27 protein-coding genes and 2 pseudogenes are annotated in these 24,057 nt (G+C 70.8%); 14 read left to right on the top strand and 15 right to left on the bottom strand.

Going from position 1 to position 24,057, the window contains the following annotated elements; all coding sequences use genetic code 11:
* Positions 1-11: 11 nt before the first annotated feature.
* On the top strand, positions 12-1,508 hold the full coding sequence (locus ACRSBM_RS18360) for an aromatic amino acid ammonia-lyase (protein WP_434444749.1): 1,497 nt from the start codon (positions 12-14) through the stop codon (positions 1,506-1,508).
* A 117-nt stretch (positions 1,509-1,625) separates the two neighbouring features.
* On the opposite strand, the gene ACRSBM_RS18355 is transcribed toward ACRSBM_RS18360, so the two are convergent.
* The 5 genes from ACRSBM_RS18355 to ACRSBM_RS18335 form a co-directional block, all read right to left on the bottom strand.
* Positions 1,626-2,867, bottom strand: coding sequence for a sensor histidine kinase (locus tag ACRSBM_RS18355; RefSeq protein WP_434444748.1), 1,242 nt, complete (start codon positions 2,865-2,867; stop codon positions 1,626-1,628).
* The gene (locus ACRSBM_RS18350) at positions 2,864-3,544 is read right to left on the bottom strand and encodes a response regulator transcription factor (protein ID WP_434444747.1); all 681 of its coding nucleotides are present in this window, start codon (positions 3,542-3,544) and stop codon (positions 2,864-2,866) included. The genes ACRSBM_RS18355 and ACRSBM_RS18350 overlap by 4 nt, the downstream gene beginning before the upstream one ends.
* 336 nt (positions 3,545-3,880) lie before the next feature.
* Positions 3,881-4,672 carry a glycoside hydrolase family 20 zincin-like fold domain-containing protein gene (locus tag ACRSBM_RS18345; RefSeq protein WP_434444745.1) on the bottom strand — a complete coding sequence of 264 codons (792 nt, stop codon included), beginning with the start codon at positions 4,670-4,672 and terminating at the stop codon, positions 3,881-3,883.
* A 34-nt stretch (positions 4,673-4,706) separates the two neighbouring features.
* Positions 4,707-6,395 carry a HAMP domain-containing sensor histidine kinase gene (locus tag ACRSBM_RS18340; protein WP_434444743.1) on the bottom strand — a complete coding sequence of 563 codons (1,689 nt, stop codon included), beginning with the start codon at positions 6,393-6,395 and terminating at the stop codon, positions 4,707-4,709.
* A complete protein-coding gene (locus tag ACRSBM_RS18335) occupies positions 6,385-7,080 on the bottom strand; it encodes a response regulator transcription factor (protein WP_434444741.1) in 696 nt (231 codons plus the stop codon). The genes ACRSBM_RS18340 and ACRSBM_RS18335 overlap by 11 nt, the downstream gene beginning before the upstream one ends.
* A 79-nt stretch (positions 7,081-7,159) precedes the next feature.
* Here ACRSBM_RS18335 and ACRSBM_RS18330 point away from each other — a divergent pair, with 79 nt between their 5' ends.
* The 3 genes and pseudogenes from ACRSBM_RS18330 to ACRSBM_RS18320 all read left to right on the top strand — a co-directional run bounded on the left by ACRSBM_RS18330 (position 7,160) and on the right by ACRSBM_RS18320 (position 10,199).
* Positions 7,160-8,191, top strand: coding sequence for a peptidoglycan-binding protein (locus ACRSBM_RS18330; RefSeq protein WP_434444740.1), 1,032 nt, complete (start codon positions 7,160-7,162; stop codon positions 8,189-8,191).
* A pseudogene (locus ACRSBM_RS18325) lies at positions 8,188-8,859 on the top strand (ABC transporter ATP-binding protein); the annotation flags it as partial. The gene ACRSBM_RS18330 and the pseudogene ACRSBM_RS18325, both read left to right, overlap by 4 nt.
* A gap of 170 nt (positions 8,860-9,029) precedes the next feature.
* Positions 9,030-10,199, top strand: coding sequence for an ABC transporter permease (locus tag ACRSBM_RS18320; protein ID WP_434444738.1), 1,170 nt, complete (start codon positions 9,030-9,032; stop codon positions 10,197-10,199).
* 72 nt (positions 10,200-10,271) lie between these two features.
* On the opposite strand, the gene ACRSBM_RS18315 is transcribed toward ACRSBM_RS18320, so the two are convergent.
* The gene (locus tag ACRSBM_RS18315; RefSeq protein WP_434444736.1) at positions 10,272-11,294 is read right to left on the bottom strand and encodes an LLM class flavin-dependent oxidoreductase; all 1,023 of its coding nucleotides are present in this window, start codon (positions 11,292-11,294) and stop codon (positions 10,272-10,274) included.
* On the bottom strand, positions 11,291-11,884 hold the full coding sequence (locus ACRSBM_RS18310) for an NADPH-dependent F420 reductase (protein ID WP_434444734.1): 594 nt from the start codon (positions 11,882-11,884) through the stop codon (positions 11,291-11,293). The genes ACRSBM_RS18315 and ACRSBM_RS18310 overlap by 4 nt, the downstream gene beginning before the upstream one ends.
* Before the next feature lie 90 nt (positions 11,885-11,974).
* Here ACRSBM_RS18310 and ACRSBM_RS18305 point away from each other — a divergent pair, with 90 nt between their 5' ends.
* The 3 genes from ACRSBM_RS18305 (at position 11,975) to ACRSBM_RS18295 (ending at position 14,305) form a co-directional block, all read left to right on the top strand.
* On the top strand, positions 11,975-12,817 hold the full coding sequence (locus tag ACRSBM_RS18305; protein ID WP_434444733.1) for an SDR family NAD(P)-dependent oxidoreductase: 843 nt from the start codon (positions 11,975-11,977) through the stop codon (positions 12,815-12,817).
* Positions 12,818-12,954: 137 nt separating this feature from the next.
* Positions 12,955-13,707 carry a class I SAM-dependent methyltransferase gene (locus ACRSBM_RS18300; RefSeq protein WP_434444732.1) on the top strand — a complete coding sequence of 251 codons (753 nt, stop codon included), beginning with the start codon at positions 12,955-12,957 and terminating at the stop codon, positions 13,705-13,707.
* Between the two features lie 289 nt (positions 13,708-13,996).
* The gene (locus ACRSBM_RS18295) at positions 13,997-14,305 is read left to right on the top strand and encodes a DUF1540 domain-containing protein (RefSeq protein WP_434444730.1); all 309 of its coding nucleotides are present in this window, start codon (positions 13,997-13,999) and stop codon (positions 14,303-14,305) included.
* Here the strand turns inward: ACRSBM_RS18295 and ACRSBM_RS18290 are convergent.
* Together ACRSBM_RS18290 and ACRSBM_RS18285 are read right to left on the bottom strand one after the other, a co-directional pair.
* Entirely contained in the window at positions 14,302-14,727 is a 426-nt protein-coding gene (locus ACRSBM_RS18290; protein WP_434444729.1) for an MgtC/SapB family protein, read from the bottom strand. The genes ACRSBM_RS18295 and ACRSBM_RS18290 overlap by 4 nt on opposite strands.
* Positions 14,728-14,970: 243 nt before the next feature.
* Positions 14,971-15,108 carry a hypothetical protein gene (locus ACRSBM_RS18285; RefSeq protein WP_434444728.1) on the bottom strand — a complete coding sequence of 46 codons (138 nt, stop codon included), beginning with the start codon at positions 15,106-15,108 and terminating at the stop codon, positions 14,971-14,973.
* A gap of 109 nt (positions 15,109-15,217) precedes the next feature.
* Here ACRSBM_RS18285 and ACRSBM_RS18280 point away from each other — a divergent pair, with 109 nt between their 5' ends.
* Both ACRSBM_RS18280 and ACRSBM_RS18275 read left to right on the top strand, forming a co-directional pair.
* On the top strand, positions 15,218-15,646 hold the full coding sequence (locus ACRSBM_RS18280) for a YbaB/EbfC family nucleoid-associated protein (RefSeq protein WP_434444725.1): 429 nt from the start codon (positions 15,218-15,220) through the stop codon (positions 15,644-15,646).
* 4 nt (positions 15,647-15,650) lie between these two features.
* Positions 15,651-15,944, top strand: coding sequence for a hypothetical protein (locus tag ACRSBM_RS18275; protein ID WP_434444723.1), 294 nt, complete (start codon positions 15,651-15,653; stop codon positions 15,942-15,944).
* Between the two features lie 410 nt (positions 15,945-16,354).
* Here the strand turns inward: ACRSBM_RS18275 and ACRSBM_RS18270 are convergent, their stop codons facing one another.
* Positions 16,355-16,714 carry a hypothetical protein gene (locus tag ACRSBM_RS18270; RefSeq protein ID WP_434444721.1) on the bottom strand — a complete coding sequence of 120 codons (360 nt, stop codon included), beginning with the start codon at positions 16,712-16,714 and terminating at the stop codon, positions 16,355-16,357.
* Positions 16,715-16,788: 74 nt separating this feature from the next.
* A complete protein-coding gene (locus ACRSBM_RS18265) occupies positions 16,789-17,058 on the bottom strand; it encodes a hypothetical protein (RefSeq protein WP_434453511.1) in 270 nt (89 codons plus the stop codon).
* A gap of 41 nt (positions 17,059-17,099) precedes the next feature.
* Between ACRSBM_RS18265 and ACRSBM_RS18260 the strand changes: the two genes are divergently transcribed.
* A complete protein-coding gene (locus tag ACRSBM_RS18260; protein ID WP_434453510.1) occupies positions 17,100-17,339 on the top strand; it encodes a hypothetical protein in 240 nt (79 codons plus the stop codon).
* 222 nt (positions 17,340-17,561) lie between these two features.
* On the opposite strand, the pseudogene ACRSBM_RS18255 reads toward ACRSBM_RS18260, so the two are convergent.
* Positions 17,562-17,681 (bottom strand): annotated as a pseudogene (locus ACRSBM_RS18255) (aldo/keto reductase); the annotation flags it as partial.
* An 89-nt stretch (positions 17,682-17,770) separates the two neighbouring features.
* Here ACRSBM_RS18255 and ACRSBM_RS18250 point away from each other — a divergent pair.
* Positions 17,771-18,478 (top strand): TVP38/TMEM64 family protein, encoded by a 708-nt coding sequence (locus ACRSBM_RS18250; RefSeq protein ID WP_434444719.1) that lies wholly within the window; start codon positions 17,771-17,773, stop codon positions 18,476-18,478.
* 15 nt (positions 18,479-18,493) lie between these two features.
* Here ACRSBM_RS18250 and ACRSBM_RS18245 read toward each other — a convergent pair whose 3' ends face one another.
* Together ACRSBM_RS18245 and ACRSBM_RS18240 are read right to left on the bottom strand one after the other, a co-directional pair.
* Positions 18,494-18,838 (bottom strand): RNA polymerase-binding protein RbpA, encoded by a 345-nt coding sequence (locus ACRSBM_RS18245; protein ID WP_065919117.1) that lies wholly within the window; start codon positions 18,836-18,838, stop codon positions 18,494-18,496.
* Positions 18,839-19,076: 238 nt separating this feature from the next.
* Positions 19,077-19,832: a thymidine kinase gene (locus tag ACRSBM_RS18240; RefSeq protein ID WP_434444718.1), complete on the bottom strand. Its 756-nt coding sequence runs from the start codon at positions 19,830-19,832 to the stop codon at positions 19,077-19,079.
* A gap of 271 nt (positions 19,833-20,103) precedes the next feature.
* Between ACRSBM_RS18240 and ACRSBM_RS18235 the strand changes: the two genes are divergently transcribed.
* From ACRSBM_RS18235 to ACRSBM_RS18225, 3 genes are all read left to right on the top strand, one after another.
* Positions 20,104-21,279 carry a YncE family protein gene (locus tag ACRSBM_RS18235; protein ID WP_434444717.1) on the top strand — a complete coding sequence of 392 codons (1,176 nt, stop codon included), beginning with the start codon at positions 20,104-20,106 and terminating at the stop codon, positions 21,277-21,279.
* Between the two features lie 110 nt (positions 21,280-21,389).
* A complete protein-coding gene (locus tag ACRSBM_RS18230; RefSeq protein WP_434444716.1) occupies positions 21,390-21,737 on the top strand; it encodes a PadR family transcriptional regulator in 348 nt (115 codons plus the stop codon).
* Entirely contained in the window at positions 21,734-22,621 is an 888-nt protein-coding gene (locus tag ACRSBM_RS18225; protein ID WP_434444715.1) for a hypothetical protein, read from the top strand. The genes ACRSBM_RS18230 and ACRSBM_RS18225 overlap by 4 nt, the downstream gene beginning before the upstream one ends.
* Before the next feature lies 1 nt (position 22,622).
* On the opposite strand, the gene ACRSBM_RS18220 is transcribed toward ACRSBM_RS18225, so the two are convergent.
* Positions 22,623-24,032 carry an MFS transporter gene (locus ACRSBM_RS18220; protein ID WP_434444713.1) on the bottom strand — a complete coding sequence of 470 codons (1,410 nt, stop codon included), beginning with the start codon at positions 24,030-24,032 and terminating at the stop codon, positions 22,623-22,625.
* Between the last annotated feature and the right edge of the window lie 25 nt (positions 24,033-24,057).

Raw genomic sequence — 24,057 nt, 5'->3', positions numbered from 1 at the left:
CCGTCCGTGCAGTGACCACGACCGCATCAGACACGTCCGTGGACCTCGGTTCGCCCCTGACCCCGGCGCACCTGCAGCGCGCTTCGGCGCCGCTGGAGGTACTCGCCGGACCCGACGTCGCGGACCGCGTCGCTCGGAGCCGCGCCTACCTGCGCACCGTTCTCGCCGACGACGAACGCCCGGTGTACGGCGCCAAGACCGGTTTCGGGGCCCTGGTGGGGTTCGCGGGCCGTGCCACGGACGCCGACCAGTGCGACAACACCCTGGCACACCTCGGCGCGGGCCAGGGCCCCGACCTCCCGCTGGACGTCGTCCGCGCCGCCCTGCTGGTGCGGACCTGGTCGCTGGCCCAGGGCCTGTCCGGCGTGTCCGCGCACGTGGTGGACGGACTCGCGGCGATGTTCGCGACCACGTTCGTCCCGGCGATCCCGCGCTACGGATCCGTTGGCGCCAGCGGAGATCTCATCCCACTCGCCTACGCGGCACAGGCGTTGCGCGGCCGTGGACACGCGTACCTGGACGGCGTGCGGCTGCCCGCCGCGAAGGCGTTGGCTTCCGCGGGGCTCTCGGAGTTGCGGCTGGACGGCCGTGACGCGCTCGCCCTGGTGAACGGCACCTCCGTCACGACCGCGGCCACCGCCCTTGCCCTGACATCGGTGCGCGCGTCCCATGAGGCGCTGGCCGACCTGACCTGCGCGCTGGTCGACATCCTCGGCGCGGACCCCGGTTTCACCGGCTCGCGCCTGATCTCCGCGTTCGGCCACGTCGGCGCGGTGTCGGTCGCGTCGCGGATGCGCGCGATGCTGGACGGCACGACCCCCAGCGGCCTGCGCGCGTTGCAGGAGCCGTACAGCATCCGCTGCTCACCGCAGCTGCTCGGCGCCGCCGAGGACGCGCTGCGCTACGTCGACGGCGTGGTGGCGGCGGACCTCGGTGGCGTCAGCGACAACCCGTTGTTCTTCCCCGGCGACGACCTCGTCGCACACGGCGGCAACTTCTTCGGCCAGCCGGCCGCGTTCGCCGCCGACGTCCTGGCCATGGTGACGGCGTCACTGGGAAACCTGGCCGAACGCCAGCTCGACCTGCTGGTCGACCCGGCCCGCAACACCGGCCTGCCGCCGATGCTGGCCGCCGGCCCCGGTCAGCAGCACGGGCTGCAGGGCGTGCAACTCGCGGCGACCGCGTTCGTCGCCGAGATCCGCCGCGGCGTCCTGCCCGCCAGCACCCAGAGCCTGCCGACCAACCTGCACAACCAGGACGTCGTGCCGTTCGGAACGCAGGCCGCGCTACGCGCCTACGACCTCGCGGACCTGCTCCGGCTGCTGTGCGGGTCGCTCGCGCTAGGGCTGCGGCAGGCCGTGCACGTGGGTGGTCGCAGGCCGACCGCACCCCGGTGCGCCGCGTTGCTGGACGCGCTGGCCGAGGCGATCGAGCCGGTGGACCCGGACCGGCCGCTGGACGCCGACGTGCGGGTGGCGGCGGAGGTGGTGGTCAGCAGGCGCTGGTGACCTGCTGTCCGTCCCGGCAAGGGATTCGCAGCGTGTACCGGGCGCCCCGTGCCGAACGCGAGCCCAGCCCGGACCGGCCGCTGGACGCCGACGTGCGGGTGGCGGCGGAGGTGGTGGTCAGCAGGCGCTGGTGACCTGCTCCCGCACCGCGGGCGAGTCCAGCCCCGCCAAGGGGATCCGCAGCGTGAACCGAGCACCCCGCCCCGGCTGCCCGGCCGCCTCCACGGTTCCGCCGTGGCCCGCCACCACCTCCCGCACCAGCGCGAGCCCCAGCCCGGACCGGCCCTCACCCGGCCCGTGGTGGAACCGGTCGAACAACCGCTCCGCCTCGCCGGGGTCGAACCCCTCACCGCTGTCGGCCACCACCAGCTCCACCTGCCCGCCCGCAGCCGCGACACGGACGGAGATCCGGCCACCCTCCGGCGTGTGGCGCACGGCGTTGGCCAGCAGTTCGTCGACCGCCCGCCGCAGCGCCGTCTCGATGCCGGTGACCACGAGCGGGTGGCCGGGGTGGTCCAGGGTGAGTGTGATCCCGCGTTCGGTGGCGCGCTCGGTCTCGCCGACCACGGCGGCCTCCGCGACGTCGGCCAGGTCCACGGGCGTGGCGCGGGGGCGCTCGCTCAGCTGCGCGGACGCCAGCAGGTCGTCGACCACGTCGGCGAGACCGCGGATCGACCTGGCCAGCGCGTCGGCGGTGGTCCGCTGGTCGTCGGACAGGTCGGCGGCGGCCGCGAGCAGCTGGGCGCGCAGGTGCGCCCGCGCGATCGGGGTTCGCAGCTCGTGGCTCGCATCGGTGACGAACCGCCGTTGTCTGGCCAGCGCCTCCGCGAGCGGCCCGACCGTGCGGCGGCTGACGCCGAGGCCGATCAACGTCGCCACGAGGAGTCCCGCCACGAGCGCGATCGCCAGTGCCAGCAGCAGGTGCGTGCGGTCGGAGAGCTGGTAGCGCAGGTCGAACACCGCCTGCACGGTGGTGCCGTCCGTGCCCGGCGCCGTGAGCACCATGTACTCGGTGCCGTTCGCGGTCACGTCACGTTCGACGGCCTTGCCGGACGCGTGCACGGCGTCGATGTCGTCCCGCAGCGGAAACCCGCCCGGCACCTCCAGCGGGCCCTCGTGCACCACGCCGTCCTCCAGCACGAACACCCACGCGCACCGCGGCGCCATGTCCGGTACGCCGTACCGGGCGTTGTACTGGAGTTCGCGCGACACCTCCATTTCCTGCGCGTGCACCATGACGACGTACGCGATCGCCCCGACGAACGAGATCATCAGCGTGATCGCCAGGCCCACCAGGACGCTGACCCGCAGCCGCGCCTGCCGGACCTCCGTGCGCTCCGCCTCGGCCCACCTCGTCACAGAGCCCCCAACCGGTAACCAATCCCCTGAACCGTGTGCACGACCGAGCGCCCGACCTTGGACCGCAGGTAGTGCACATAGGTGTCCACAATGGACGGCGAGGGCGCGTCGCAGAACACCGTCCGCCGCAACGCCGCCCGCGTGTGCACCGTCTCGGGATGCGTGGCGAGGATGCGCAGCAGCGCGAACTCCCTGGGGGTCAGCGGTACCGTCTCGCCGTCGGGCAGCACCACCTGGTGCTGCTCCAGCTCCAACCGGCCGGCGCCGATCCGCAGCACCGCGGCCAGTTCCGCGCCCCGCCGGCACAACGCCCGCAGCCGTGCGGTCAGCTCACCCAGGTCGAACGGCTTCGTCAGGTAGTCGTCCGCGCCGGCGTCGAGGCCGTCGATCCGGTCGTGCACCGAGCTCATCGCGGTGAGCACCAGCGCCTGCGTCCGCACGGACCGGGAACGCAACCGGGACAACAGGTCCAGCCCGTCGAGCACCGGCAGCCCGCGGTCGATCACCACCACGTCGTACGGGCGCGTGAGCGCGAGGTGCAGACCGCGCTGCCCGTCGAGCGCGACGTCCACGGCGTAGCCCTCGCCGCGCAACGCTTCGGAGAGCAGCTCCACCAGCTCCCGGTCGTCCTCCACGAGCAACAGCCGGAAGTGGTGGACCGGCCGGAACTTCGACATGGCCCGCACCGCACCACGATGGCACGTGATCACCTTGCCGGACAGGTCGCCGAAGCGGAGCAACAGCCAACGGACAGGAATCCGCGACCGGTCCCGGACGTGGTGGAGATGCCGGGATTCGCCCGGTTTCCACGCCTTGTGGAAGCGCGTGGTACGGCATCCGGCGCACCCTCCGCGGCGACTGGGCGCCCATGGCGTCGCGCGAAACCGGTGGAGGAAAGTTAAACATGTGAACCGCTGTCGTCGCGTGACCTGCGATCACACGACGACTGTGAAGGACTGCCAGGCCGCGCGACAACGTTGATGGGGGGCACCGGCGCGGGTTCGCCGGCAGTCCTACCAGGCCGCGGCGACGGCGGAGGTCGTGCGCAGGCCGCCCACCCAGCCCGCGGTCGCGACGGCGCGCAGCCCGTCGTCCCCTTCGGCGAGCGTGCCGTGCGGGCCGAGGACGTCCGTGCTGCCGTCGTGCCACCGCACCGGCAGCCGCCCGTGGCGTTCCAGCAGACCGGCGAACCTGGTCGTCAGCTTGGCGCCGCCGATGTGCACCCAGCGGCTCGGGAACAGCTCCAGCAGCTCGATCGTCGCCGGGCTGAGCTCGGGCACGACGGTGATGCCGTGGTCACGCCCGTACTCGACGAGATCACGCAGGTGGTCGGGGTCGCCGTCGGGGAAGACGTGCAGCACGTTGAGCTTGTAGGCGGCCATCCTGTCGATGGCCCTGCGCATCTCCGTGGGCGGCAGCAGGGCGCTCGAGACGCCGCGCCAGGCGAACGCGGGGGAGTCGCGCACGTCGGCCGCGCGGACCGTGGCGTCGCGGGTCATCAGCTGCCGGAACGTCTGCACGCCGTGCCGCAGACCGGCCTGCGTGCCCGCGCGGAGCATCACCGCGTCGTTACTGACCAGCAGCGCGTAGCCCTCCGGGCCGAGCCCGCGCATGGCGGGATCGTGCGACACCATCAGCATGCCGTCGGGCGATTCCGCCAGCAGGTAGCCGGTCTGTCTGAAGATGTGCTCGCGCAGCATCGCGGCCGCGGTGCGCGCCTGTCCGGTCACGCGGACAGTGACGTCTTCGGTCAGGACGAACGAGCCCGTGCGACGGGGCGCGCTCGTGGGCATGGGAACGATCACCGGTTTCCTCTCCAGCGGTCTAACGCTGGCAGTATCAGGTGAGTTCCGGCAATCGGAGGGTGAACCTGGTCCCGACGCCTGTTGTGCTGGTCACATCGACGGTTCCGCCGTGCGCCTCGACGAGCTTGCGCACGATCGCGAGGCCAAGACCACTGCCGCCGGTGGTCCTGCTCCGCGACTTGTCGGCCCGCCAGAACCGGTCGAACACGTGCGGCAGGTCCTCCTCGGCGATACCGGCGCCCGTGTCGGTCACGGTGATCACCACGGCACCGTCGCCGGCCGCCGCGCCGACCGTCACCGACCCGCCGGCGGGCACGTAGCGCAGCGCGTTCGCGACGAGGTTGTCGAGGATCTGCCGCAACCGCAGGGCGTCCGCCGTGACGACGAGTCCGGGGGCGGCCGACACCGACAGCATGACACCGGCCTGCGCGGCCCGTGCCTCGTGCGCCGCGCGAACCTGCTCCAGCGCACTCGCGACCGGCACCGGTGCGACGGTGAGCCGCAACGAACCGGCGTCGGCCACGGCGAGGTCCTGCAGGTCGTCCACGACGTGCTGCAACACCAGCGCTTCCTTGAGCAGCAACGTGATCAGCGCGGGATCGAGGTCGCTCACCCCGTCCTCGGCCGCCTCCAGCCAGCCCCGGATCGTGCTCAACGGGGTGCGCAGCTCGTGCGCGACGTCGCTGACCATCGCCTTGCGCGCCTGCTCCAGCTGTGCCCTGTTCGCGGCCATCGTGTTGAACGCCCTGGTCAGGCCCGCGATCTCGTCCTGGCCCCGCACCGGCACCGGAGGGATGTCACTGCCGCCCGCCATGTGCTGCGCCGCCGCCGTCAACGCCCGCAGCGGGCGGGTGATCCGCGCCCCCGCGTACGCCGCCACCCCGACCGCCACCAGCAGCACCCCCGCCGCGGCGCCGGCGACCTGCCAGCCGTTGCCGGACAAGGAGATGGCGGCCGTTGGCGGGCCGGTCGGGTTCGTCAGGTACAGCAGCACCGGCGGCGCCACGTACGGCGTGAGCTGTTCCTTGCGGGCAGCGGTGACGCACGCGGAGACGGCCGGTTCGTCCGGGGGCACGGCGACGGACTGCTTGCGAGCCGGGGTGTAGTCGGGGTCGAGGTCCACCGGCGGTAGCGCCTTGCGCGCCAGGCAGGCGTTGACCAGCTCCTCCAGGGCGAGCAGCGCGGCGAAGTCGGCGGCGGTGTCGAACAGCAGGCTCTCCTCCCGGCAGTCGAGGCCCGGCCGCTCCTTCCTGGCGCGCAGGCACTCGAGGGTCGGGGTGCTCTCCTTGACCCGGAAGTCGATCGGGGTCCGGAACGGTCCCAGCACCCGCTTGTCGATCCGGTCGGCCGGTGCGTCCGGCACGAGCACCGGGTCGACGGTCAGCGGGTCCACGACCGCCGCGGCCGTGGCCGGGAGCTGGCCGCCGTTGCCGCCGTGGTCGGTGATCGTCCGGCCGTCCTTGGTGACCAGGGCGATGCGGCGGTTGGGGTGCCCGGCGACCAGGGACGTGACGTAGAGGTCCACTTCGGACCAGTCCCGGTGCTGGGCCGCGTAGGCGAGCAGCGTGGTGTAGATCTTGTGGTCGGAGGCCAGCTCGCGGCCCTGTTCGCGGGCGATCGAGGCCTCGGTCAGCCCGGCGGCGAGCCACGCGGTCGTCGCGATCGAGCAGACCGCGATCAGCACCACGACCACGAGCAACCGGGTGAAGACGCTACGGCGCATCGGGACGTCCCGCGGTGAGCTTGTAGCCGATGCCGTAGACGGTGACCAGGTGCTCGGGCGTGCGGGTGTCGGTCTCGATCTTGCGCCGGAGGTTCTTCACATGCGTGTCGATCGTGCGGGTGGTCAGGAAGCTGTCGATGCCGTGCATCCGCTGCAGCAACTGCTCGCGGCTGAACACTCTGTCCACTTCGGACGCCAGTACCTCCAGCAGCCCGAACTCGCCCGGTGTGCACTCGACCAGCGCGCCGCGCACCGTCACCTCGTGCCGGAGCTGGTCGACCACGATCGGCCCGACCCTGAGCATCGGCGCGGGTTTGTCCGCCGGGCGGCGCCGCAGCAACGTCCGCACGCGCGCCACCAGCTCGCGCGGGCTGAACGGCTTGGTCATGTAGTCGTCCGCGCCGAGCCCGAGCCCGTGCAGCAGGTCGTCCTCGGTGGACCGCGCCGTCAGCATCAGCACCAGCACGTCGGAGCCCGTCCTCAGCGCGCGGCACACGTCCAGGCCGCTGAGCCCGGGCAGCATGAGGTCGAGCACCACCAGCGAGGGCTGCCGCTCCCGGACCACGTTCACCGCGTCGCGTCCGTCGTGGACGACCAGCACCCGGTGGTGGTCCTGTTCCAGGTAACGGCGGATGAGTTCGGCCTGGTTCTCGTCGTCCTCCGCGACCAGGATGAGAGCGCTCACCAGCCGATCATAGGGACGCCCTTCGCGCGGTCACGGGTTCGACACAGGATCCTCACAACCGCCTCCGAAGATCCACCGCATGCGCAACGCCCTCATCGCGGCCGCTCTGCTCGCCGTGGTCGCCACCGCCGCGGTGCTGCTGGTGCGCGGCAGACCAGCCGAGCCCGCCGCGGCCCCGCCGCCCGCGGCGGAGACCACCACCGTGCGGAAGGGAGACCTCGCGAACACCCGCACGCTGCAGGCACAGCTCGGCTTCGGCGCGGCCCGCCCGGTCAAAGGCGGCACCGGGACCGTCACGAAGCTCCCCGCCGTCGGCCAGGCCACCGAGCTCGGCAAGGAGCTCTACCGGGTCGACGACCAGCCGGTGGTCGTGTTCTTCGGCGCGACACCCATGTTCCGGGCCCTGGACACGCCGGGCCTCAAGGGCTCGGACGTGGCCGTGCTGGTGGACAACCTCGCGGCGCTGGGCTACCAGGTCGGCCCCAGATCCCGTGACGCCGCCAAGGCCGAGTTCACCCCGCGTGTGGTCGAGGCTCTGAAGAAGTGGCAGAAGGCCGTCGGCGTGGAACAGAACGGCGTGCTCGCCCCCGGCCGGGTGATCGTGCTGGACCGCCCGATGCGGGTGAACGCGGTGAAGGCGCAGCTCGGCGCGCCCGCGGTGGAGGAGCTGTTCGAGCTCACGCCGACCACCCGCCTGGTCACCGCGCAGGTGCCGGCGGGGGAGGCGGGCGCGGTGAAGGCGGAGATGCCCGTGGTGATCGTGCGCCCGGACAACCGCGAGATCCCCGGCAAGGTCACCTCGGTGGCCCCGGCGGCCGCCGGCGAGAACGGCGGCGGCCCGAAGGCCGACATCGTGGTCACCCCCGGCAACCCGGCGGACGTGGGCGACCTGGACACCGCCCCGGTCGGCCTGAAGATCACGACCGAGAGCCGTACCGGCGTGCTGACCGTGCCGCTGGCAGCGCTCGTGGCGTTGAAGGAGGGCGGGTACGCCGTGCAACTGGCCGACGGCGGCCTGAAGGCCGTGCGGACCGGCCTGTACTCGCAGGACCAGGTCGAGATCTCCGGCGACGGCATCGTCGAGGGCCTCGAAGTGGTGACGGCCCAGTGACCCCGGTGCTCGCGCTGCGCTCGGTGAGCAAGACCTACCCCGGCGGCGTCACGGCTCTGGACTCCGTGTCGTTGCAGGTGAACGAGGGGGAGCTGCTCGCGGTCGTCGGCCCGTCCGGTTCCGGCAAGTCGACCCTGCTGCACCTGGTCGGCACGCTGGACCTGCCGTCGTCGGGCACGGTGGAGATCGACGGCCAGGACGTCTCCCGCCTGTCGGACCGCCGGTTGTCGGCGTTGCGGGGCAGGCAGTTGGGGTTCGTGTTCCAGCAGTTCCACCTGTCGGAGGCCCTGAGCGCGGCGGAGAACGTCGCCACCGGTTTGCTGTACGCGGGCGTGCGGCGCAAGGACCGCCGAGGCTTGGCCGTGGAGGCGTTGAACCGCGTCGGACTCGGGCATCGGATCGAGCACCGGCCGGCCCAGCTCTCCGGCGGTGAACGGCAGCGCGTCGCCATCGCCCGTGCCGTGGTGAACAACCCGGCTCTCGTGCTGGCCGACGAACCCACCGGTGCCCTCGACACGGCGAACGGGCGTGCGGTGCTGGAGTTGCTGAGAGAGCTGAACGGGCAGGGGACGACCATCGCGCTGATCACGCACGACCGGGACATCGCCGCGTCGCTGCCGCGCCGGGTGGAGCTGCGGGACGGGCGGATCGTGGTCGACACGGGTTCCGCCGCCGGGAGTGGTGGGCAGGCTGCCGGGAGTGGCGAGCAGAGCGCTGGGCTTGGCGGCCAAATCACCGGGAGTGCTGGGCAGACGGCCGTCACCGGCGGTGCCCGCGTCGACCCGCGTGACGACTCCCCGACCGTCCGGTTCCCGCGCCCCGCCACCGGGAGCGTGCGATGACCCGCCTCTCGCCCGCCGACCTCCTCGCCGTCGGCTCGCTCGGCATCCGCACCCGCCGGCTCCGCGCCGCCCTTTCCGCACTCGGCATCGCGCTCGGCATCGCCACCGTCATCGTGGTCACCGGCATCCCCGCCTCCAGCCAGCAGGCCCTGCTCGACGAGCTGACCGCGCTCGGCACCAACCTCCTGCGCGCCCAGCCCACTCAGCGCCAGGAGGACCCGGTCCTGCTGCCCGAGTCCTCCGTCGCGATGGTCCAGCGCATCGGCCCGGTGACCTCCGCCGCGGCCGTGGCCAACACCCACGCCCGCGTCCGCCGCAACGACCTGCTCGACCCCGGCCACAGCTCCGACATCACCGTCCTCGCCGCGACCCCCGGCCTGCTCGAGACGGTGAACGGCCACGTCCGGAGCGGCGAGTTCCTGCCGCGCCCGGACTTCCCCTCGGTCGTGCTCGGCAGCGTCGCCGCGCAGCGGCTCGGCATCCCGGACGTGGGGGAGCAGCCCGCGGTGTTCGTGGGAGACCGCTGGTTCACCGTCACGGGCGTCCTCGGCCCGATGCCACTGGCGCCCGAGATCGAACGCTCGGTGCTGGTCGGCTGGGAGGCCGCCCGCACCCACCTCGGGTTCGACGGCCACCCGACGGTCGTGTACGTCAAGGCGCGCGAGGAGTCCATCGAGGACGTCCGCGCGGTCCTGCCCGCCACGCTCTACGGCGAGATCCCCGGCCTGGTGCAGGTGAGCCGCCCGTCCGACGCGCTGGCGGCCAAACGCGCCACCCAGAACTCCTACAGCGCGCTGTTCCTGGGCCTGGCGGGCGTGGCGCTGCTCGTCGGCGGCGTCGGCGTGGCGAACACGATGGTGATCTCCGTACTGGAACGGCGCAGCGAGATAGGCCTGCGCCGTGCCCTCGGAGCCACCCGCGGCCACATCCGCGCGCAGTTCCTCACCGAGGCGGTCCTGCTCTCCGGCCTGGGCGGCACAGCGGGCACCGCACTGGGCGCACTGGGCGTCGCCGGCTACGCCACCCTGCACCGGTGGCCGCTCGTCATCCCCTTGCCGGTACTCGCTTCCGGCGTGCTCGCCGCGTTCGTCGTGGGCGCCGCCGCCGGCCTGTACCCCTCCATCCGCGCCGCCAGGCTCACTCCAACGCAGGCGCTCGCGGCGTGACCTCCGACGAAGCAGCGCCTTGTCCTGTTCGCGCTGGAACACGCCACAACGACGCGTCCTCGAAGAAGTGAGTCAGGCCAGCAACTCGCGCACCCTCGGCACCACCTGGGTCCCGTACAGCTCGATCGTCCGCAGCAGGGACTCGTGCGGCAGGCCGCCGATCCCGTACTTCAGGTCGAACCGGCCGGCGCCCAGCGTCTTCATCGTGCGCGCCATCTTCGCGGCCACCGTCTCCGGCGACCCGACGAACAGCGCACCCTGCGGGCCCACCTCGTAGGCGTAGGACTCCAGGGTGGGCGTGGCGAACCCGCGCGTCTTGCCGAGCCGGCCGATCAGGTCGAGGTAGTGCGGCCAGAACTCCTCCCGCGCCTGCTCGTCGGTGGCGGCGACGTGGCCGGGGGAGTGGATGCCGATCGGCTGCGGCGCGTGGCCGAACTTCTCCAGCGCGTGCGTGAACAGTTCGGAGAACGGCGCGAAGCGCGCCGGGTTGCCGCCGATGATCGCGAGCATCAGCGAGAAGCCGTAGGAGGCGGCCCGCACGACGGACTGCGGGCTGCCGCCGACGCCGATCCAGGTGGGGAACGGCTCGGTGAACGGCACGACGTCCTGCTCGTGCAGCGGCGCGCGGGTCTTGCCCTGCCAGGTCACCGGGCCGCCCTTGAGCAGCTCGGCGAACAGGTTCGTCTTCTCCTCGAACAGGTCCTCGTAGTCGGCGAGGTCGTAGCCGAACAGGGGGAACGAGTCCACACTGGACCCGCGGCCGAGGATGATCTCCGCGCGGCCGCTGGACAGGGCGTTCAACGTCGAGAACCGCTGGTACACGCGCACCGGGTCGTCCGAGCTGAGCACGGTGACGGCCGAGCCCAGGTGGATGCGGGAGGTGCGGGCGGCGATCGCGGCGAGCACGACGTCGGCGGCCGACAGCGGCATGTCGGGAGTGTGGTGCTCGCCGATGCCGAAGAAGTCGAGGCCGACCTCGTCCGCGAGCACGCCCTGGTCGACGAGGTTGCGGATGGTCTGGGCGTGGGTGAGCGGGGTGCCGGAGGCGTCCTGGGTGACGTCGCCGAACGTGTCGAGTCCGAACGTGGTGGTCATGACTGCTCCTTCGCGAGCATCTCGAGCTTCTCGAATTCCGGCCTGCGGGCGGCGGCACCGAACACCGGGCTGCCGGGTTCCAGCAACCGGCCCGCCGCCAGGGGTCCCACCGGCACCGGGTCGAACCCGATGCGCTCCAGGAACGACACGACGGCCTCGACGGCGGCCGGCGAGTCACCGGCGACCCCGAGAGCGCGCCCTGCGGCGGGTTCCATGTCCTGGTAGGCGACGTGGTTGAGGGTCTTGACGACCTGCGCGCCCACCAGCCGCGCGGCCACCTCTTCGCTCGTGCCCGACGGCGCCGAGGCGGGCGGCCAGTGGTTCATCGCGTCCACGACGACCTTGCCCGCGAACATCCCCGGTTCGAGCGTGGCGAAGCGGTGCCACGGGATGGCCAGCACGACCAGGCCGGCGTCCGCGACGGCGTCGGCGGCGGACAGCGCCACCGCTCCCGGCGCGAGGAACTCGGTGATCATCTCGATCCGCGACGGATCACCGGACCCCGCGATGGCCACCGGGTAGCCCGCAGCCAGGGCGAGGCGCGCGATGACGGGACCGACGTGGCCCGCACCGAGAACAGCGATCTTCACAGCACACCCGCCCCTAGTTGGTTGACGTGTCATCCAGCTTAACCGGACCAGCCCCCGTTTATTCCGCCGGGGCAGGCACCCGGTGGGGCGGTGAAGGATCATGAGCGGCTCGGACGGGTAGCGTGGGAAATGCAGGTGATTGTTGGTTCGTACAGGGAGAAAAAGTTGTCGTTGAACGAAAAGGTGCCGGGCTCGTGGGCAATGGTCACCGGCTCGACGAGCGGGATCGGGCGAGTGACAGCCCTGGGACTGGCCGAGGACGGATACTCGATCGTGGTCTGTGGCCGCGACAAAGACCGAGCCGCCGAGACCCGGAAACTGATTGAGTCCGCCGGAGGGCGAGCGTTCGATCTGATTGCCGACTTCAGCGACCCCGCGGCGGTACGCGGCTTGGTCGCAGAAGTGAACGAGATCCTCGACGGCGATAACTTGGACGTGCTGGTCAACAACGCCGGCGGCGGAGGCTTCGCGCCGACCGAGGACACGACGGACGAAATGTTCGATACCGCGTTCAACCTCAACGTGAAGGCGCCCTACATCCTGACCGGAGCGTTCGCGCCCGCTATGGCCCGGCGTGGACAGGGGGCGATCGTCAACGTCGGCAGCCTCAGCACCACGATGGCGGCCGCGGGAACGAGTGCTTTCCAGGCGGCGAAGGCAGCCCTGAACATGCTGACGAAATCGTGGACCGCGGAATACGGGCCACGCGGTGTGCGGGTCAACTCCGTCGATCCCGGCTATATCCTCACCCCGGTCAACGAGCACATGCGCGAAATGTACGGGGGATATCTCGCCGGCGTGCCGGCGGGCCGGGGCGGTAAGCCCGAAGAAGTGGCCGAGGCCATCCGGTTCCTCGTCTCACTCCGGGCTTCCTACATTCAGGGCGCCGTGTTGACAGTGGATGGCGGCAAGACTTCAGTCGTCGCCATGTGAGCAAATCGGCTACGCGCGTCACCGGAAACCGCACAGCCACGTTGCCTGAAATGGGCTGCGAAGAGACTCAACCGAAAGCAAGCGTCGCACGAAATTCCGGGCTCGCTCCGGGCAGGTCGCTGCGCTAGTTTCGGCGCGTGTGGGGTTTCGGTGACGCCTACGAGCGGTACGTGGGCCGGTGGAGCCGGCCCGTCGCGGTGGAGTTCCTGCGCTGGCTGGACGTGCCGCCCGGCCGGACGTGGCTCGACGTCGGCTGCGGTACCGGCGCCCTGACCGAGACCGTGCTCGCGCACGCCCGACCGGCCTCGGTCACCGGCATCGACCCGTCCGAGGGCTTCCTCGACCGCGCCCGGCGGCGCGTGCCCGGTGCGACGTTCGAGATCGGTGACGCGACCGACCTCGGCGGGCGGACCGCCGACGTCGTGGTGAGCGGGCTCGTGCTCACGTTCGTGCCCGACGTGGCCCGCGCGGTGGGGGAGTTCGCCCGCGCCGGCTCGTACGTGGGTTCGTACCTGTGGGACTACACGAGCGGCATGCAGATGATGCGCTTGTTCTGGGACGCCGCGAAGGACGTGGACCCGGCCGCGGCGGCGCACGACGAAGGCCCGCGGTTCAGCGAGGTGAGCGGCCCTGAACCGTTGCGCGCCTTGTGGACCGGCGCGGGCCTGCACAACGTCGAGGTGACCGGCATCGTCGTGCCGACGGTGTTCCGCGACTTCGCCGACTTCTGGGAGCCGTTCCTGGGCGGTACGGGCGCGGCGCCCGCCTACGTCGCGAAGCTGCCGCCGGAACAGGTGGACGCGGTGCGTGACCTGCTCCGGTCCCGGCTGCCCGCGGAAGGCCCGATCGAGCTCACCGCCAAGGCCTGGGCCGTCAGAGGGACGCGCTGATTCCCGCCCTTTCCGGTGGGACACGGGCAACGTGTGGATATTGCCCGCCCGTGCGCTGTGAAACCTTGCAGCAGGGGAGCGATCAAGCGCGGTGGAGCACGAAACTCCTGGTCAGATGATCGCCGACCCGCGCGAAGAACGCATCCGGCGGTTCTCGCGGCACGTTCCGGGCCACGCCTGAAATGATTGTTGAAGGATAGGCTCGCCTAATTAATCTCGAATTGCGGGGCCCCTGCCGCGGTGGCATGGTCCGGATTACCGAACCTTTCCCACCACGGCAGGAGCGGACATGACCACTCTCGAGAACCCGGCGATGCCCGCCGTCCACGATTGCACCGTGAGCGACTGCTCCTACAACCACGACGGCTGCCACGCCTTCGCCATCACGGTGCGCGGCGACAACGGTGCGGCCGACTGCGGGACCTTCATCCCGCTGGGCACGAAGGGCGGCCTGGACAAGGTCATCGCGCAGGTCGGCGCCTGTTCGCGCACCGACTGCGTGCACAACGCCTCACTGGAGTGCACGGCACAGAGCGTGCGGGTCGGCCAGGGCCCAGGCGCCCACCACGCGAACTGCCTGACGTACCAACCGCGTTAGCCCTCCTCGTCCTTGCGGTCGACGGCCCGGCCGAGCTCCCGCAGGCCGACGTTGACCGCGATGATCGCCACCGTGCCGGCCGCCGCGACGGCGTGCAGCCCGGCACCCGCCAGTGACCCCACCGCGGCCGCGCACCACAGCGTGGCCGCGGTGTTGAGTCCGCGGACCGACAGGCCGTCGCGCAGGATCACGCCCGCGCCGAGGAACCCGATCCCGGACACCACCTGTGCCGCGACCCGCGTGGGGTCGCCCTGGCCGTCGAAACTCTGCGCGGACAGCAGGACGAACAACGCGGCCCCCACCGCCACGAGGGCGTTGGTCCGCAGACCCGCCATGCGCGAGCGGTACTGCCGCTCGAAACCGATCAACGCGCCGAGGCCCATGCTCTCGGCGATGCGCAGCGTCATGTCGAAAACGTGCATCGTGTGACTCCCCTTGCGTACAGGGGTGTGCGGTCACACGCCAGAACTGGAGCGTGCGAGGTGTACGGACCTGCGCTGGCTACTGTCGCCTGGCATGTGTCGCTCACCTCGCTTCCTCTTGTCTGATAGGCAAGACCTGTCCACGGTAGCGAACGGGCCGTAAGCCCGGCGTGGGAGTGGGACGCGCGTCTCACGGAGCCCGGCTCACGCGCCTTTGGCGTGTACTTGGAGATCGCGCGTTGACTACGCGTGGTCTGGTGCGTAGTCGCCGGTCGGGCATGAGGTTGGCCGGATGTGCGTGCCGATGGTGCCGACCAGGGTGCTCACGGTGTCGGCGATGACGCCTGCGACCAGCACGTCTCCGCGCCGGACCGGTCGCACCAGGTCAAGATCGTCGGCCGTTCAGCGGTACCTGCTGTTCCGCGAGAGCCGTGAGACTGGCCGCAGCCAAACGACGCAGGGGGTGCGTGTGGCCGGCGGAGATGACTGGGTGGCGGCTGTGGCCGAGACGGCGGCGTCGTACCAGCGGCTGCGCGAGCGGGCCGAGCAGATCTCGGTGACCGAGGTGTCCCGGGACGGGACGGTGCGCCTGACGGTGTCGGCCACCGGGGTGCTCACCGACCTGCGGCTGGTGGATCGGAAGCAGCCCTTCGACGAACTGTCCGCGCAAATCATGTCCACGCTGAGGCGGGCGCAGGCCAGGATTCCGGACCTGGTGCGCGACGCCGCCGCGGCGAACCTCGGCGAGACCGACGCGAACACGCACCTGCTGGTGGCGGCGGCCCGCGAGCGGTTCCCCGAACCACCGCTGGACCACCGGCCGGCCTCGCGTCAACTGCCACCGCCGGACCAGCGGCAGGGGCCGCCCGCCGATGACGACTGGGACGAGAGCCCGGCCGTGTTCGACGTGGGCAGGTGAGGACATGGCCGGGGGGTTCGAAGCGGTCACCGACTCGTTGACGCGGCACGCCCGCGTGCTGCGTCGAATCACCGACGACCTCCAGGCGGGCACGGACGCCGGCACCGTCACCCGCGACGCGCTCGGGGAGATCGGCCTCCCGCTCGGCGTCGGGCTGATCGGTGCGGCCGACGCCGCTCAGCGGGCGCTGCGCGCGGGCGCCGCCGCGCTGGACGCGACCGCGGCGGGCGTGGCGGCCTCGGCCGCGCGGATCGACGAGGTCGAAACGGCGAACGCGGCGGAACTGCGCCGTGTCTGACGCCGACCTGCGCGCCCTGTCCGCGACCATGCGGCCCGTTGACGCGCTGACCGGGGCCGGGCTGGGCCACCTCGTGCCGCTGGTCGCGCCGCTCCAGGGCGTGCTCGACCGGATGGCCGGCAACGCGCAGTTGGTCGGGGACTTCGTCACGGCGTGGACTGGGGTCGCCGACCGCGCCGACCGCGTCCAGCGGCAGCTCGGCGAGGCCGTCGCGAAGGACACCGGGCAGTGGCGCGGAGCCGCCGCCGACGCCTACCGCGCACGGGCGAGCGGCTTCGGCGCGTCCCTCGGCGAATTCAGGCACGCGGTCCGGACCGCGGTCGCCGCCGCGGACCACGGCGCGACCGCTGTCGCTTCACGGCAGGTCCGCCGCGTACGACCTGGTCGCAGACCTCGTGCGGCGGCTCACGTCACTCGCCCACCAGTCGATGGCGATCGAGGGCGGGATGACGGCGACCGCGCTGGCGCAGGCCGGCGACCTGGTCAGGTCCTACAGCGGTCCGGTGTCGGCCGTCGAGCGCCAGGTCCGGGACGCCAGGGAGCAGGCCACCCGCTCCCTGGCGTCCCCCACGGCCAAGCTCGAAGAGCTCGTCCGCTCGTGGGGCGGCCAGTCCGGCGTGGACACCACCGCCGAGGCCGGCGACGCCAGGGGGATCGGGCGCGTGGCGGACCGGGACCCAGACGCGGACCAGATCATTCCGCACGACCGCCCCGAGCCGCCCACCGACACCCCGGAGGTGCCGGGAGGGCAGTGGCGTGCCTCGAAGCACGGCTGGCTCCCCATGGGTTCGGACAACTCGCCGCACGCGATCTTCGAGCGTGTCCCGCCCGCCGAGCAGCAGCGTTACGTCGACTGGCTGCGCACGATGACGGCGGCGGGCGTGAGCCCGCAACTGTCGTCGATGGCCCTGTCGTTCACGCCGGGGGGAGCGGCGCTTCCCGTGGTGAGCGCGGACTCCGGCGTGGGCCTGGTCGCCGTACCCGAGGGGACCAACCCGGCACAGCCGGTGGTGGGACGTGAGGTCGTCAAGGTCGAGGGCGGCCAGCTGGGCATCGTCCACGGCATCGCGGACTCGATGAAGGCCGCCGCCGACCGCTTGGGCGCACTGGACACGGACCTCCGGGGAACTCTGGATCCAGATTCCCCCGGAGGTGTTGAGCTTCAACGCGCTCCGGGACCACGTGCTTCCCCACCTGAACGACATCATGGTCAACCTGCCCCAGGACCAGTACGACCGCATCCAGCGGCTCCAGGTCGGGTTCTTCTACCCGGACGGTCAGCTGATCGGCTCCGTCAGGCACGAGGACCAGGACACGCTGGACTCGCTCCGCCCCCGTCCCCCGCTGAAGAACGAGGCGGACTTCTCGGCGCGGGACCGGCTCAGAGACTTGTGATCGATCGGAAGAGGTAGCGCGGCGGCCGGTAGTCGACCGGGCCGAACCGGCGGGTTCGCCCCTTGCGAACGTGTGGACTGCCGCACATCGACCACCCGGATTTCGGCGGGGACCGAAAGAGAAGGCCGCTGGGTGTGCAGGACGTGCGGTGGACGCGCGGGGCGGCAGCACCTTCGACATGAGGAACACCTCGGAACGGCGGTCCGCGACCGCCTCGCCGACGAGCGTCTCGGCCGCGCCGCCGCCGTACATCTCGGCGGTGTCGATCAGCGTGAGCCCGAGGCCGAGGCCGGCGCGCAGCGCGGCGATCTCGGAGGCGCGGCGAGGGGGGCTTCCGGCCATCATCCAGGTGCCCATGCCGAGCGCGGGATGGTCCCGCCGGAGGGCAGCGGCACGGTCATGCGCTCCAGCTCGCCCGGTACGTTGGTCTGATGCGACGTGCGGGCCCGATCCTCCTGGTGCTGCTCGTCGTCGCGCTGGCGGTGCCGGCCCAGCTCGTCGACCTCCCCGACGGCGCACGTCTGCGCGAGCTCGTGGACGGAGCGGGAAACGCGGCTCCGGTCGTGTTCCTCGTGGTGTGCGCGCTCGGCACGGCGGTGTTCTTCCCGAAACCGGTCCTCGCCACGGCGGCGGGCCTGCTGTTCGGCGTGGGGTGGGGGAGCGTGCTCGGGATCGCCGGGTTCACGGCGGGCGCGCTGATCGCGTTCACCGTCGCTCGCCGGCTCGGCCGGGACACGGTCAAGGGCTGGCTGGGGCAGCGGCTGCGCGTCCTCGAGGAGGTCTTCGCGCGGCGCGGGATCGAGGCGACGCTCGTGATCAGACTGTTGCCGATCTTGCCGTTCACGCTGGCGAACTACGGCGCGGGTGTCACCTCGGTCGAAGGCAGGGACTTCGCGCTCGGCACCGCGCTCGGACTGGTGCCCTCGACGGTGCTCGCCGCGGTGCTGGGGGACGCGCTGAGCGATCTCGGCTCGCCGCGCTCGATCGTCGCGTTGTCGATCTGGGCGGTTCTGGCGGCCGCCGGGGTGTGGTGGGGCCGGAACTTGATCACAGGGGCCGCACGGGCCTCCCAGGCACCCGCAACAGGCGCGCAAAAAGCCGTCCCGGCGGGAGACCGGGACGGCTCAGGGCGTGTGTGACCTGCTCGCCGAGGATCAGGCCGTGCGGGTGCGGCGTCCGCGGAGCTCTTCGAGGCGCTCGTCGAGCAGCTCTTCCAGCTCCGGGATCGACCGGCGCTCCAGGAGCATGTCCCAGTGCGTGCGCGGCGGCTTGATCTTCTTCACCTCCGGCTCGACCCCGTCGATGATCTTCGACTCGGTGCCGTGGAGGCGGCATTCCCAGGTCGGCGGCAACTCGGCGTCGTCAGAGAACGGGACCTCGAAGTCGTGTCCCTTCGGGCAGGCGTACCGCGCTGCCCGGCGCGGAGCGAGATCGTGGTTGCGGTCGGTCTCGTAGCTGACTGCTCCGAGCCGGCTGCCACGCAAAACGCGGTCGGCCATGGCGGTGTCCTTTCGCTCGGCTCAGGGCCGGGGCCCAGGCTTCTTGCTCACCGTGTGCAACGCCCGGATTGCTCCGTTTGTTTCCGGTTCGCTCTCATGGTCGCCCACAGTGACGTCGTTCACTCGTCAACGAAGGCTTCCTACTAATGGATGCGATCGCCACAGGATCGTGACGCGTTATCAAGCTACTGCGGTCATGCGTCACTCTAATGGCCCAACAGGGGCGGTGGACAACCGCCTAGGCCAACCGAAGCTGACCACTTTGTGCGACGTCAGGGCCGAGGTCGCCCAACCTAAAGTGACGCCGACAGAGCACTTGGTAGCGGACAGTAGTTTCCGTGGTATCGGTTACACCGTTGCTCTCCGTACCCGATCGATGCTGTTCCGTGTCCGGAACCGTGTCCGCGACCAGAACCGTGTCCCCGGCACGGATCACCCGTCCGGCCCGCACCCGCGCGTTGAACCTCCCGGGTACCCCGCACCAGCACAGCACCTCGACCTGGATCGCCTTCAGCTCGTCCGCGAGCTCGAACAGCCGCCGCGAACCGGGGAACATCTCGCCGCGGAAGTCCGTGGCGAGCCCGAAGCAGTACACGTCGACCTGGACGTCGTCCGCGAGCTCCGCGAGCTGCTCCACCTGCTCGGAGGAGAGGAACTGCGCCTCGTCCACGATCAGGTAGTCCACCCGCCGGCCTTCGGCCCACTCCGCTCGCACCAGGCGGCGGAGATCGTCGTCGCGGATCTCGGCCGCCTCGCGCGTGATGCCGATGCGGCTCGAGATCCGCGGCCGCCCGGACCTGTCGTGCCGCACCAGCAGCAGCCCGCGCCGGCCCTGGCGTGAGTTGTTGTGGTCGATCTGCAGGGCGAGCGTCGACTTGCCGCAGTCCATCGGGCCGAAGAAGAACTTGAGGTGTCCCACCACCGGCGTCGAGCGCCGTGAGCCCGCGACAGGTACAGCGGAGAGGGCGTCGGTCGGATCGGTCAGGGCGTCCACGGCGGGTCACCCTAGTGCCTGGATCCCGATCATGAGGAATTCCCGCGGTCCATCCCTCGCCATCGCGTCATCTCCCTCGTGCGACCTGGTACTTCCGTCATGACATACCCGTGCCTCGAAGCTCGAAACATCCCTTGGAATCGAGCTGCTCGATAACTTCAGTGTTGACTGACGCACACGTACTTCGCACGAACGGCGGTCCCGCCCGAACCCAGACGTGAGAATCCTTCAGGTGTCTACCGCAACGACGCATCGGAAAGGACCAGAGGCGATGAACCCTGCACGTCTCCTGCTGGCCGTGGTCTGCCTCGGGCTGACCGCGGCACCCGCCGCGCACGCCGCCGACCCACTGCGCGACGTCGTCATCGTCGGCAACTCGGTGGCCGGCACCGTCACGTTCCTCGACGGCCGCACGTTCGCGAACGTCGGCACGCTCGACGTCGCCGCGGACAAGCAGCAGCGCATCAACGAGATGGACCCGATCCGCCGCGCCGCCTACGAGGTGATCCGCGGTCAGGTGGGGGACAAGTTCGTCGACGACGCCCACTTGACGCCCGACGGCCGCACCCTGATCGTCTCGCGGGGCAACCTCGGTGACGCGGTGGCGTTCGACGTCGCGTCACGTCAGCAGAAGTGGCGCACACAGCTCGACGGCTTCAAGGCCGACCACGCCACGCTGTCGCCCGACGGGACGAAGTACGTCATCTCCGCGATCACCGCGGAGAAGGCCCAGGTGCTCGACGTCGCCAACGGCCGTGTGCTCGGCTCGTTCGCGACGGGCGCCTATCCGCACGAGAACATGTACTCGCCCAACGGCGAGCGCATCTACAACATGAGCATCGGCAACCCGGTCCTGCCGAAGTGGATGAACTGGGCCAAGGGCGCCAAGCGCATCACCGTCGTCGACGCGCAGACACTGCAGAAGGTGCGGTCCTACGACTTCGAGTACGGCGTGCGGCCCTCGGTGATCACGCCGGACGAGCGGACCCTCTACCTGCAGCTGTCCTACCTCAACGGCTTCGCGGAGTTCGACCTCGTGAACGGGCGGATCACCCGCACCGTGCAGATGCCGTTCAGCGAGGCGGGCCGCAAGCTCAAGGAGGACGAGTACCCGCAGAACTCCGCGCACCACGGCATGGCGCTCAGCGGGGGAGCGGACAAGCTCTGCATGGCGGGCACCATCGACGACTACACCGCGATCGTCTCCCGGCCCGGCCTGACCGTCGACAGCTACGTGCACTACCCGGTGGGGGCGCTGCCGTACTGGTCGCTCACCAGCGTCGACGGCAACCACTGCTTCGTGACGCTGTCCAACCTGGACGCCGTATCGGTCGTGGACTACCGCACCGGCCGGGAGGTGACGCGGGTCCCCGTCGGCGACTTCCCGCAGCGCGAACGCCTCGGCAAACTTCCCGCCAGTATCCTCAATAGCTTCAGTGTTGCCTAAAATCAAGCACTCAGTGTCCGCGTCGGGATAGCCGGCGCGGACACGCACCACCAACGCCGCGACGAAGTACCGGTTTCCGATATAGCTCGCGCCGCGATATATTCAGCGGCATGAGTGGTCGAGTGATGTCCGAGCAGACGTTCCTCGTGCTCACCGCGCTCGCGGAGGAGCCGTTGCACGGGTACGCGATCGTGCAGGCCGTCGAGCAGCTGTCCGAGGGACGGATGGTGTTGCGGGTGGGCACGCTGTACGGGGTGCTGGACCGGTTGGTGGCGGACGGGCTCGCCGAGCGCGACCGCGAGGAGGTGCACCAGGGCCGGCTGCGGCGCTACTACAAGCTCACCGACTCCGGTGTGCGGGCGTTGCAGGCGGAGGTCGCGAGGCTGAGCGCGAACGTGCGGGCTGCGTCGGCGGTGCTGAGGGGGAGGGATGTCCAGGCATGGGCGGGTCGGGCATGAGGAACCTGGAACGGCGGTACCGGACGCTGCTGCGGGTGTTGCCGAAGTGGTACCGGCGGGACCGCGAGGAGGAGATGGTCGGGATCTTCCTGGCCGAGCGGACCGACGAGCTCGACCTGGAGCACAGCTGGCCGGGGTGGGGGGAGACGTGGGCGGTGCTCGGGCTCGCCGTGCGCACGCACCTGGCGGCGGGCGCGGTCGTGACCAGCGTGCCGGCGAAGGTGGTGTGGCGCGGCGAGGTGGTGCGGGCGCTGGGGATGCTCGGGCTGCTGCTCGGGATCTTCTACGCCATGACGGCGGTCGTGAGGGTCGTGGTCGGGTTCGGGCGGCCGTACCAGTCGCCCGAACCGTGGTGGTGGGTGCTGGAGCTGGGGCCGGTGGTGGCGTTCGCGGCGTTGCTGAACGGGCGGCGCACGCTCGCGAAGGTGGCCGCGGCAGCGCCCGCGTTGATCGCGCTGGTCTCGCTGGGGCAGCCCGGGTACCTGCTGACGTGGAGCGTGTTCCAGCTGCCGTCGCTGGTGACGTTCGCGTGTCTGTGCCTGGGTTTCCACCGGGAGGCGCCGGTTCCGCCGGCGCGGCGGCTGCTGTGGTGGGGCGGGGGAGCGGTGCTGGTCGGCGTGATCGGCGGTGTCTCGGCGGGGACCGGGATGCTGACGATCGGGTTGATCACTGTGGTGGTGCGGGTGGTGGCGTTCGTGCGCGGTGATTTCGTGCTGGGACGGGCGTTGTCGTTGTTCGCGTTGCTGCAGTTGGTGCCGTTGCTGTACCTGGTCGTGCCGGTGGGAGCGCTCGTGGTGCCGGCGGGTGCGCTGGCCATGTTGCTCGTGCTCGCCGTGGTCGGGCCGGTGCGGCGTCGCTCGCGAGCGACGCCGCACGTGACCTGAGTCAGACGAGTGCGGGTTCGGAGTTCCCCACGGCCTTGATGGCCCGGCGGACGGGCACGAAGATCAGCAGGACGAAGCCCGCCACGAAGAAGATGATCAGGGCGAGGATGGCGGGCCGCAGGCTGCCGGTGGCCTGGCCGACGCCCGCGAACACCAGCGGGCCGAGCCAGCTGGTGGAGCGCTCGCCGACCTCGTAGAGCGAGAAGTACTGGGCTTCGCGGCCGGGCGGCACCATCTGGCTGAACAGGCTGCGGGACAGGGCGTTGGTGCCGCCGAGCACGATGCCGATGCCGGCGGCGACGAGGTAGAACTGCATCTCGTCGCCTGCCTGCACGAAGAACGCCGCGGTGATGACGACGATCCAGACGAGCAGTGAGCCGAGGATCGTCTTCTTGGCGCCGACGCGTTTGGCGACGAAGCCGTGCAGGACGCCGCCGATGAACGCGACGAACTGCACGATGAGGATCACCGTGATCAGCGTCTGCTGTTCGAACTTGAGCTCGACGCTGCCGTACTGGGCGGAGACGTTGGCGACGGTGGCGATGCCGTCGGTGTAGATCAGGTAGGTGCCGAGGAACGCGAGGGTGAGCGGGAAGGCCTTGGCCTGCCGCAGTGTCGTGCCGAGTTCCTTGAAGCCGGCGGAGACCACCGAGGCGCCGTGTTCGCGGCCGTGCGGGTTCTGGTGCTCGGTGAGGGCGCGCAGCGGGATGATCGTGAAGGCGGCCCACCAGATGCCGGAGATGACGAACGCGATGCGGGCGGCGTCGCCGGAGGTGATGCCGAGGGCGTCGGCGGACAGGGTGATGCCGAGCTGGATCGCGAGGGCGACGCCGCCGCCGAGGTAGCCGAAGGCCCAGCCGCGGCTGGAGACGGCGTCGCGTTCGTCGGGGGTCGCGATCTCGGGCAGGAAGGCGTAGTAGACGACGACGCTGGCGCCGTAGCAGATGTTCGCGATGACGAAGAAGAAGACGCCGAGCTTCCAGTTGGTGCCTTCGACGGTCGCCAGCGCGATGGTGGCGGCGGAGCCGGTGAAGGCGAAGAAGCCGAGCATCTTCTTCTTGTTCTGGGTGCGGTCGGCGATGGCGCCCATGACGGGCAGCACGAGGACCTGGATCACGGTGGCGGCGGAGAGCAGGTAGCCCCACAGCGAGCCGGAGGGGAACTGCAGTCCGAGGATCGTGACGTCGCAGTGGTCGAAGGCGTTGTCGTTCGCGCACGGGTTGGTCCCGTTGAGCGTGGTGTCGGCCTTGGCGGCGTTGGTCGCGATGCTCGTGAGGTACAGCGAGAGGAAGACGGTGATCACTGAGGTGGGGAACACGGAGTTGGCCACGTCATACCAGACCCAGCCGCGTTGTTCCCTGCGGCGGCCTGCGTTGTTGGCGTCGGCGGTGGCGTCGCCCTTGACCTTCATGTCGGCGGACTGTACTTGTCCGCCG

Origin of the sequence: Lentzea xerophila, from assembly GCF_051094245.1 — a bacterium.
Lineage (GTDB): Bacteria > Actinomycetota > Actinomycetes > Mycobacteriales > Pseudonocardiaceae > Lentzea > Lentzea xerophila.
The sequence above is the reverse complement of the archived record's forward strand: the minus strand, read 5'-3'. Positions and strand labels throughout refer to the sequence as shown.

What these genes read in the sequence shown, in the direction of transcription:
- ACRSBM_RS18350 (WP_434444747.1), bottom strand. Translation starts at nt 3,544, where the DNA reads ATGTCGAAGTTCCGGCCGGTCCACCACTTCCGGCTGTTGCTCGTGGAG.
- ACRSBM_RS18330 (WP_434444740.1), top strand. Translation starts at nt 7,160, where the DNA reads ATGCGCAACGCCCTCATCGCGGCCGCTCTGCTCGCCGTGGTCGCCACC.
- ACRSBM_RS18250 (WP_434444719.1), top strand. Translation starts at nt 17,771, where the DNA reads ATGCGACGTGCGGGCCCGATCCTCCTGGTGCTGCTCGTCGTCGCGCTG.
- ACRSBM_RS18295 (WP_434444730.1), top strand. Translation starts at nt 13,997, where the DNA reads ATGACCACTCTCGAGAACCCGGCGATGCCCGCCGTCCACGATTGCACC.
- ACRSBM_RS18245 (WP_065919117.1), bottom strand. Translation starts at nt 18,838, where the DNA reads ATGGCCGACCGCGTTTTGCGTGGCAGCCGGCTCGGAGCAGTCAGCTAC.
- ACRSBM_RS18275 (WP_434444723.1), top strand. Translation starts at nt 15,651, where the DNA reads ATGGCCGGGGGGTTCGAAGCGGTCACCGACTCGTTGACGCGGCACGCC.
- ACRSBM_RS18315 (WP_434444736.1), bottom strand. Translation starts at nt 11,294, where the DNA reads ATGACCACCACGTTCGGACTCGACACGTTCGGCGACGTCACCCAGGAC.
- ACRSBM_RS18340 (WP_434444743.1), bottom strand. Translation starts at nt 6,395, where the DNA reads ATGCGCCGTAGCGTCTTCACCCGGTTGCTCGTGGTCGTGGTGCTGATC.
- ACRSBM_RS18230 (WP_434444716.1), top strand. Translation starts at nt 21,390, where the DNA reads ATGAGTGGTCGAGTGATGTCCGAGCAGACGTTCCTCGTGCTCACCGCG.
- ACRSBM_RS18235 (WP_434444717.1), top strand. Translation starts at nt 20,104, where the DNA reads ATGAACCCTGCACGTCTCCTGCTGGCCGTGGTCTGCCTCGGGCTGACC.
- ACRSBM_RS18225 (WP_434444715.1), top strand. Translation starts at nt 21,734, where the DNA reads ATGAGGAACCTGGAACGGCGGTACCGGACGCTGCTGCGGGTGTTGCCG.
- ACRSBM_RS18220 (WP_434444713.1), bottom strand. Translation starts at nt 24,032, where the DNA reads ATGAAGGTCAAGGGCGACGCCACCGCCGACGCCAACAACGCAGGCCGC.
- ACRSBM_RS18290 (WP_434444729.1), bottom strand. Translation starts at nt 14,727, where the DNA reads ATGCACGTTTTCGACATGACGCTGCGCATCGCCGAGAGCATGGGCCTC.
- ACRSBM_RS18320 (WP_434444738.1), top strand. Translation starts at nt 9,030, where the DNA reads ATGACCCGCCTCTCGCCCGCCGACCTCCTCGCCGTCGGCTCGCTCGGC.